An 8,221-nucleotide genomic window follows, 5' to 3' on the forward strand; every position below is an offset into this window, starting at 1 on the left:
AGAGCGTGGGTGCGGGGGCGTTCACCGTGTGGCGACGGTGGGGACGCGCGCCAGAGCGTGGGGAGTCTTGGAGGGCACCGGCTGGCTACTGTTTTGACTCGGCGAGAATCGTCCGATAACGTTCGGCGGCGCGGTCGTAGGCGGCTCTGGCTTCGGATCGTTCGGACTCTCGGATTTGACCTCGTTTGGAATTCCAGCACGTCTCGACGGCATCGATGCACCATTGGGCACTTTTCTTGCTGGCCCGGATCGGTTCGCCGGCGACGTGGACAAAGACGGGATTGGTGTGAACCGAGGGCAGGATGCGGACGGCCACCCACGAGGACGCTTCGATCTCGACGGGGATCGAATGAGAGGTCTGCGATCCGTCGGCGACGATTTCGCGTGTTGCGACGACGTGCCCATTGACGATGACTTCCACCGGGATGCGGCGTGAATCACCGAGTCGACAGCGTTCAATGTGCCAATACGGTTTCTCATCCAAGCGGAGTTTTCGAATCCGCTCGGTTTCCTCGGTCGGCGTTTCCTTCAATAGCGCCGCGACGTCGAAGGTGACATCGACGGTTTGGGGGCGATCCAGATCAAGTCGGCTGGGCGCGTCGTTTGCCGATTGTTTTTGCCCCACGCCCAGACCATCGACGGCGAAATCGATGATGTGACTCAAACCGTCCCCGCAATAGCTGCGGCCGTCCTTTAACCCCGCGATCCAGTTTTCATAGTCGAGAGGTTGGTCTTCGTCGAGCTGCACATAGATCCGCCCCAATCCGACGCGGTCGCCATAGATACAGGGGAAATCGGTTTCGCCGCTGATCCGGGCGGTCATGCCGCAGTTGAGCGTGTGATACCAGATGTTCAATTCCCAAATGGCCGGCGTGTCGACGGCGGAGATGAAATCACAGACGTCTTCGGTCACGGTGACGATGTATTCGTTGGCTCCGATGCCGTCGAATTTTGGCATCGCATGATCGGGCAGCGTCTCGGCCGCTTGGCCTCTCCAGTCTCCCGTGGCTCCGCCCCAGGGACGACCGACAAACTTGCGAGACCCGTCGGGCATTTTGTCCGGCAGTGCCAATCCCCATCCGCTGTGGCTGTAGCCGACAACACCGCCTTGCTGTTTGCCCCATTTCAACACCGGCAAGGTCCAGCTGGGCCAGTCTTCGAGCACTTTCGTGCCCGGATAATCGTCTTCGGAAAGATTCAACAGGCACAAGTGACCGGCATGCGAGCTGGGGAATCCGCTGACTTCGACGTCGTAACGCATCAGGTTGTCTTCGGTCGACAACGCTGACGTTTGGCCGTTGAAGAATTCCTTTTGGGTGTACCAGCAGGGGCCCCAACTGAGCACGCAGCCGACATTGACGTCTTCGCCCAGCAGGTGTCGCATCATGTCTTCGGGACCGACGCCTTCGGTGGGGCTGTCGTAGTGGGCACAGCCGGCGGCGTGGACGTGGTGGTCGCCGGAATACCAGCGGCGCTTGGCCAGATGGATCCAGCGTTTGAGTTGAAAGGATTCGTGATGCTCGGCGGCTTCGGGGATTTGCAGACGGCGTCGGACCGGAATGTACTCCGGCCCGCGCGTGACCGAGACGTTGTATTGGCCCGGCGGCAGCAAGACCGATTCTCCGTCGGCCCGGTAGACCTGTTGGTGAAAGAAAAAATCGGGTGCCAGCCGTTTGGCAGGGTTCGGGTACACGCGTCCCCGATCGTCGGTGATCAGCAATGACGCCGTCGTCGGTTTTCCGTCGACATCGGTGATTCCCAATTGCACGTCGACGGCACGCTGGCAATCGAACAGGATCGCCACACTGTTTCGAAAGCCGATATCCTGCGTTCCCTGGCCGACATGGAACGAGAGGTTGGCTTCGCGTTTGCCCGCATCACGGCTGCCGAGCATGACGATTCGGTACTCGAGGTTCAGACCGCTGAGTTGCTTTTTCAGCGGTGCCCGATTGAGCATCGATAGGTCCAGCCAACGGTCTTCGGTTTCACTCGGATCGACCAAGTCTTCATCGGTACGAGGCTGCTGTCTCGCGCCGCGTCCCTTTTGGTAGACCGGTGCGGCATTGGGGCTATCGGCGACCAGTTCAGGCGTGATGCCGGCTTCGTTGTGGACTTTGACCAGGAAGGCCCGCCAACCCTGTTGCATCAGTTGCTTCTTGACGGGCCCCTCGGCAACTTTGACGCGGCTTTCGGCGTTGATGTGCACCGACGCCAAACACAGCGGGTCCAATGTCGATTGAATGGCGCGAGACACGTCGGCGGGTTTGTCGAGTTCTGCGGCCAACTCAATCGCGGCGATCGTCGTCTCGCTGAGCGGTGATCCGGCGAATTCCATCGCTTCGATGAGCCGCCGGGTCGACGCCACGAGTGGTTGTTTGGGAACGTGATGAACGATCGCCAAGTCGTCTTGTCCGTCGGCCAGACGACCCGTCGGCATCAGACAAATTGCGATGCCGATCGCCAGAAGGTTGCAGCGGGAGACGTAACGTGCAGTGCTCATAGAACGTTCCTTGGGCGGGGGTGTGGGGCTGTGCGGGGTATCATTTTGTAACGTATCCATCGCGGCAGCGTGCGTGCCAGGGATTTTCAAGGATGGCGGATTTCAAATTCGTTCTCAACAAAATGCCATCAGCGGGTAAACTAGAAGAGAGGATCAGGGATTCAGCAATCGTTGGTGTCTCGCCTTGAGGCGATTCCCCCTCGCTGCGGAGCAGCGATAGGAGGCGGCTAAAGCCTGCACACCAGCGCATGTTGGTGTCTAGCCTTTAGGCGATTCCCGGTCGCTGCGACGCAGCGACAGTGGGCGGCTAAAGCCTGCACACCAGCGCATGTTGGTGTCTAGCCTTTAGGTGATTCCCGGTCGCTGCGGAGCAGCGATAGGAGGCGGCTAAAGCCTGCACACCAGCGCATGTTGGTGTCTAGCCTTTAGGCGATTCCCGGTCGCTGCGGAGCAGCGATAGGAGGCGGCTAAAGCCTGCACACCAGCGCAGGTTGGTGTCTAGCCTTGAGGCGATTCCCGGTCGCTGCGACGCAGCGACAGTGGGCGGCTAAAGCCTGCACACCAATACTCGTGCCCGTTCCCTGGAATCCGCACCCACCTTCCGCGACTGTCCAATGGCCCATCCGATTTCATTTGTTTCGATCTGGGGGCGACGAACGTTGATCGCCCTCGTCGTGCTGGGGGCGGTCGGTGCTGTCACCACCTTTGCAACCAGTTCGCTCGATCGTGACGTCGAGTCGTCGATTCTGACCCACCGCGTCTCACCCGGCAAACTGGCGGTCACGGTGACCGAAAACGGGACGGTCGAAAGCAGCAACAACGAAGAAATCAAGTGCATGGTCAAGGGCGGCAGCACGGTCCTGTGGGTGATTGAGACCGGAACGATCGTCAAGCCCGGCGAAGAGCTGGTGCGATTGGACACGTCACAAATCGAAGACAACATCTTGGCCCAGGAAATCATTTACGAGAACGCGCTGGCCAACAAAATCACCGCCGAAAGCGACGTGGCTGTCGCGGAGACGAGCATCACGGAATACCTGGAAGGGACGTTCATCGAAGAACGAAGCACGATCGAAAAAGAAATCTTCGATGCCGAGCAAGCGCTCAAGCAGGCCGAACTGAGTTACGAGTCCAATGTTCGGATGGCCGCCAAGGGGCTGATCAAGACGCTTCAATTGCAGGGTGAAAAGTTTGCCGTCGAATCGGCTCGCAAGGCGCTGGAACTGAAACAGACCAAGTTGATGGCGCTTGAGAAGTACAAGAAGCAAAAGGAATTGCAGACCTTGCAGAGTGACTTGCGGGCTGCCAAGGCGCGATTGGCGTCCTTCGACGCGTCACTGCGACTCGAACAAGCCCGGTTGGAACGCGAAAAGGAACAGCTGAAGAACTGCACGATCACCGCGGAGATCGGTGGGATGGTGATTTTCCCGTCGATGGCAGACTGGAAATCGACTCCGGACATCGAAGAAGGGGCCGTGGTGCGTGAGCAGCAAACGCTGTTGGTGATTCCCGATGTCAGTCAAATGCAGGTCAAAGTCGGGATCCATGAATCAAAAGTGGATCGTTTGAAGGTCGGCATGCCGGCGAAAATTGAGTTGCAGGACATCGAGCTGGTGGGCGAGGTCAGCGAGATTGCCGAAGTCACCAAGCCGGCGGGTTGGTGGACGGGCAACTTGGTCAAATACGACACGATCATCAAATTGCAACAACGCGAAGGGCTGAAGCCGGGCATGAGTGCGATCGTCGATGTCGTGCTGGCCGAGCACGACGACGTGCTGACTGTTCCCGTGGCGAGCATCTTGGAAAGCGACGGACAGTTTTTCTGTTGGGTGGAAGAACGCGGCAAGGTGACCCGTCGTCTGATCCAATTGGGCGACACCAATGACGAATTCACCATCGTCACCGCCGGACTGGCCGGTGGCGAGAAAGTCGTGTTGGATCCGTTGGCCTATGTCGATGAAGCGCAGCAGCAGGCCTTGCGTCCGGCGAAATCGGGCGAGAAAGACGCTGCGGAGTTGGCCGGAATCGTGAAGCAGGATTCCGAGTCGTCTTCGTCCGAGTCGTCGTCGACCAAGCCGTCGTCGTCCGAGCCCGCTCCCGGAACGTGATCGAGGCTGAAACGAGATGGGCAAATTCACGCAAACGTTAAAGCTGGGCTTCAAAAGTCTGATGGTCCAGAAGCTGCGTTCGGCGCTGGCAGCGTTGGGGATCTTCATCGGCACCACGACCGTGATCTGGTTGGTCGCGATGGGCGAGGGTGTCAGCTATGACGCGCAGCAACAGATTTTGCAATTGGGCGCGAAGAACATCATCGTCCGCACCATCGAGCCACGGTCGAGTGAGGACGCCGACGAACGCGTCAAAACGTATGGCGTCACGCGGGCCGACTATCGACGCATTCTGTCCAATGTGCCGACGATCGAAACGTCGGTGCCGATCCGCGAACTGCGTCGCGAGTTCATGGTCGGTGGGCGGCGGATGGATGCCAAATTGGTCGGATGCACGCCGGAGCATTTGCAGCTGAATCGATTGGAGATCGCCCGTGGACGCTGGATCAATGAGCGGGATGACCGCGAAAACGTGGTCGTCCTGGCCGACGGGACGGCCAGACGGTTGTTCCCACAGGAAGACCCGATCGGCCAGAAGGTGCGGGTCGAAAGCGATGTCTACCGGGTGATCGGGCAGACCAAACCACGCGAAGCCTCTGCCGCGGTCGGCGGGTCACTCGATGCGCGTGAATACAGCAGCGATGCCTACATCCCGCTGAAAACGTTCCAGCATCGGGTGGGCGATCAAATCATGACGCGGACCGGCGACGGGTTCAATTTCAAGGGCGAGATCGTCGAATTGACGCAGATCACGTTGTCGGTGCGTGACATCAAAGACGTCGACGTCACCGCCGCGATCGTCAAGCACCTGTTGGATACCTACCACGAGCAAGAAGACTTTGCGGTCGTCGTTCCCAAGGAACTGTTGCGTCAGGCCGAACGGACACGCACGATGTTCAACGTCTTGTTGGTGGTCATTGCGGGGATCTCGTTGTTGGTCGGCGGGATCGGGATCATGAACATCATGTTGGCGACGGTGACCGAACGGACACGGGAGATCGGGATCCGTCGGGCTTTGGGGGCCAGACGCATCGACATCATTCAACAGTTCTTGACCGAGACGCTGGTGCTGACCGGAAGCGGTGGTCTGTTGGGCGTGCTGTGCGGGCTCCTGTGCGGGCCGATCTTTCGCGCTCTGCGTTCCATCGTGGCATCGGTTTCCCCCGAAATCTTGCCCGAGATCGTTTATACTCTCGAGCCTCGAATTGCGTTGTGGTCGGTGCTGTTGTCGCTGTTTATCTCGCTCGGCGTCGGATTGATTTTTGGGGTCTATCCGGCGCGGCGCGCGGCCTACATGAGCCCGATCGAAGCCCTGCGTCATGAATAGCCATTTAGATGGTATCGGAAATCAACCCCTACGCGGCGCCACAGAGTGCACCCGAACGACCGCCACCGCTGCCGAGCGATTTCGGGCGTCGACGATCGCGATTTGCGGTCGGGTTTGCCGCACTGTTGATGACGGGATCGCTGCTCGCGTCGGCGTGCGCGGTTTATGATATCGAGTCGATTGTGGTCAGCGGTCCGCTGCTGTCGTTGTGCGCGATCATTCTTGCCGTCCTTTCGATTCGGCCTGGACTGCGCGGGTTTTGGATCCTCAGCGCATCGATGATCGCGATGACGATCGGTTGTTTCCTGACGATCTTCTTGCTGGAGTGGTCTCCTGGTGAAGCGCAGACTCCGATCGGAGCGGCGACGGTCGTGTTTGCCATCGTGATTCAGGCGGGGTGGACCATCGCGCGGAGTGTTTGGCAACGCGGCGGGCAGATGCAATGGCGTGAAGAAGGCTGATCCTCCATCGACATCAGCCGGTTGACGCCGGTATCGGCAGGCTTGCACTCGACCGAGTCGGGGTTCAGTTCCCCACGACGACTCGATTGTCGACTTGGTTGACGCCGGGTTCTAATCGCATCAGCAGTTCGCTCATGCGGCGATCTTTCTCGCTGGCGACAGAGCCGGTGAGGACTGCGGTGCGTCCGTCCATGGTGACATTGACGCCGCGAATACGACTGCTCGGTGGCAGACGGTTCAAGGTTCGCCGGGCGGATTGCTGGACTTCGGTGGTCGGACGCGGCGGCACCTCGATGGCGGATCGCAATCGAACCCGAATGATCGGTTTTTGAGTGGACGTTCCTTGGCCTCCGAAGGCTCCGCCGAGTGCGCCGAACAAGCCTCCCAGTCCACCGCCACCGAACCCGCCGCCACCGGCCCCGCCGGCGGTTCGTCCGGCCGTTCCGCCGGCTTCCGCGACCACTCCAAAGCCTTGGGTCGCCGCCGTGCCGATGGAATCGCCTCGTTCGACCCCTTCGAACACACTCAAGTCCGGCTCGGCGCCTTGGAACTGGGTCCCGCCGGTGTCTTCGGCATCGGGCTGTGCTTGTGCAGATCCACCGCTGGCGGCGAAAACGGCGGCCAGGAAAACGATCGAGAGCGAGCGACAAAACCGAGTGATTCGATTCGGTGAGACCATGACGGAACCTTGGACAAAAGATGGGCAACCAGATTTGTTGATCTGTTACGTTAGTCTAACCATCGGCGCCTCCAAACGTTTCGGTTTCTGCCGAGTACACTTCGTGGGTTGCCAACCAAGATCGAGCCCGGAGAATCGAATCATCCGTCATGTCCAGCCCGCACTTGCCTGTCGGCAACGCTGCGTTGGGTGGCGACCGGGCCGGCCGGACCGCAGCGGCTGTCGTTTGCCCTGAAACCGTTTTCCCCGTTTCTAACGACTTCACGGGCGTTTTACTCCCTTCTACCTAAGACGAAATCGATGTCGATCTCTTCTCCTGTCTCCATTTTTCGCGGCACTGTGCCGGTGTTCGCATCGGCTTGTGTTTGTTTGATGTTGGCTGCCGCTCCCGTTTCCGCGGCCGATGACAGCAAGCCGGGCGCGGACGACGCCCCTGGCGCACCGCGTTTGTTACCAAGTGATACACTCGTTTATATCCGGCTGGACAGTGCCGATGACTTGCGGAAACAGATGGACAAGACGTCGATCGGCAAGATGATCAACGATCCCAAAATGAGGCCGTTTGCGGATCAGTTTTACGCGACCGCGCGCGACTTGTTCGATCAAATCAGTGATCGGGTCGGCGTGAATCTGGACGAGTTGCTGGCGATTCCGCACGGCCAAGTGGCGATTGCGATCCACCCGGTCAAGCCGCTGGAGGAGGATGAAAAACCAGAGATTCAGGCCCGAGAAAACGAAGACCAGACCGAACTGGAGCAACGCCGTGAACGTCAGAAGCGGCGCGAGTTGTATTCGTTCGGCGGAACATTGATCATCGATGCGGACGACAATATCGATCAATTGATGTCGATCGTCGAGCGATTCGAAGAGCAGGTCTTGCAGGGCCGCTACGTCCGGCGAATTCGTGAAATCGGATCGACTGAAGTCACCCGGCTGTTGCCCGGGCGTTTCGGCCAGCAACCGATCGAGTTCTTTGAGAAAGACGGAACCTTGGTGATCGGGGTTGGGCATTCGACCGCACAAGATGTGCTCAACCACTGGTTGGACAAAAACGATGAACCGACGTTGGCCGACAACGCGAAATTCGGAACGATCATTTCACGCTGTATTGGTGCCGAGGAAACCCGTCCCCAACTGACGTTCTTC

5 protein-coding genes and 1 pseudogene are annotated in these 8,221 nt (G+C 59.1%); 4 read left to right on the forward strand and 2 right to left on the reverse strand.

Features of this window, described 5'->3' with window-relative positions:
• Positions 1-85: 85 nt before the first annotated feature.
• Complete coding sequence (locus ABX749_RS13710) at positions 86-2,500, reverse strand: CehA/McbA family metallohydrolase (protein ID WP_372896474.1); 2,415 nt, start codon at positions 2,498-2,500, stop codon at positions 86-88.
• Positions 2,501-3,114: 614 nt separating this feature from the next.
• On the opposite strand from ABX749_RS13710, the gene ABX749_RS13715 reads away from it, so the two are divergent.
• From ABX749_RS13715 to ABX749_RS13725, 3 genes are read left to right on the forward strand one after another with little or no spacing between them, the layout of a single operon-like run.
• Positions 3,115-4,608: an efflux RND transporter periplasmic adaptor subunit gene (locus tag ABX749_RS13715; RefSeq protein WP_372896475.1), complete on the forward strand. Its 1,494-nt coding sequence runs from the start codon at positions 3,115-3,117 to the stop codon at positions 4,606-4,608.
• Positions 4,609-4,624: 16 nt separating this feature from the next.
• The gene (locus ABX749_RS13720) at positions 4,625-5,935 is read left to right on the forward strand and encodes an ABC transporter permease (RefSeq protein ID WP_372896476.1); all 1,311 of its coding nucleotides are present in this window, start codon (positions 4,625-4,627) and stop codon (positions 5,933-5,935) included.
• Positions 5,936-5,943: 8 nt separating this feature from the next.
• A complete protein-coding gene (locus ABX749_RS13725; protein ID WP_372896477.1) occupies positions 5,944-6,396 on the forward strand; it encodes a hypothetical protein in 453 nt (150 codons plus the stop codon).
• Between the two features lie 64 nt (positions 6,397-6,460).
• On the opposite strand, the gene ABX749_RS13730 is transcribed toward ABX749_RS13725, so the two are convergent.
• A complete protein-coding gene (locus tag ABX749_RS13730) occupies positions 6,461-7,075 on the reverse strand; it encodes a BON domain-containing protein (RefSeq protein WP_372896478.1) in 615 nt (204 codons plus the stop codon).
• A 300-nt stretch (positions 7,076-7,375) separates the two neighbouring features.
• Between ABX749_RS13730 and ABX749_RS13735 the strand changes: the two are divergent.
• Positions 7,376-8,221 (forward strand): annotated as a pseudogene (locus ABX749_RS13735) (hypothetical protein); the annotation flags it as partial.

It is taken from the genome of Stieleria sp. (assembly GCF_041595215.1).
In the GTDB taxonomy this organism is placed as follows: Bacteria; Planctomycetota; Planctomycetia; order Pirellulales; family Pirellulaceae; genus Stieleria; species Stieleria magnilauensis.

What these genes read in the sequence shown, in the direction of transcription:
- ABX749_RS13710 (WP_372896474.1), bottom strand. Translation starts at nt 2,500, where the DNA reads ATGAGCACTGCACGTTACGTCTCCCGCTGCAACCTTCTGGCGATCGGC.
- ABX749_RS13715 (WP_372896475.1), top strand. Translation starts at nt 3,115, where the DNA reads ATGGCCCATCCGATTTCATTTGTTTCGATCTGGGGGCGACGAACGTTG.
- ABX749_RS13720 (WP_372896476.1), top strand. Translation starts at nt 4,625, where the DNA reads ATGGGCAAATTCACGCAAACGTTAAAGCTGGGCTTCAAAAGTCTGATG.
- ABX749_RS13725 (WP_372896477.1), top strand. Translation starts at nt 5,944, where the DNA reads ATGGTATCGGAAATCAACCCCTACGCGGCGCCACAGAGTGCACCCGAA.
- ABX749_RS13730 (WP_372896478.1), bottom strand. Translation starts at nt 7,075, where the DNA reads ATGGTCTCACCGAATCGAATCACTCGGTTTTGTCGCTCGCTCTCGATC.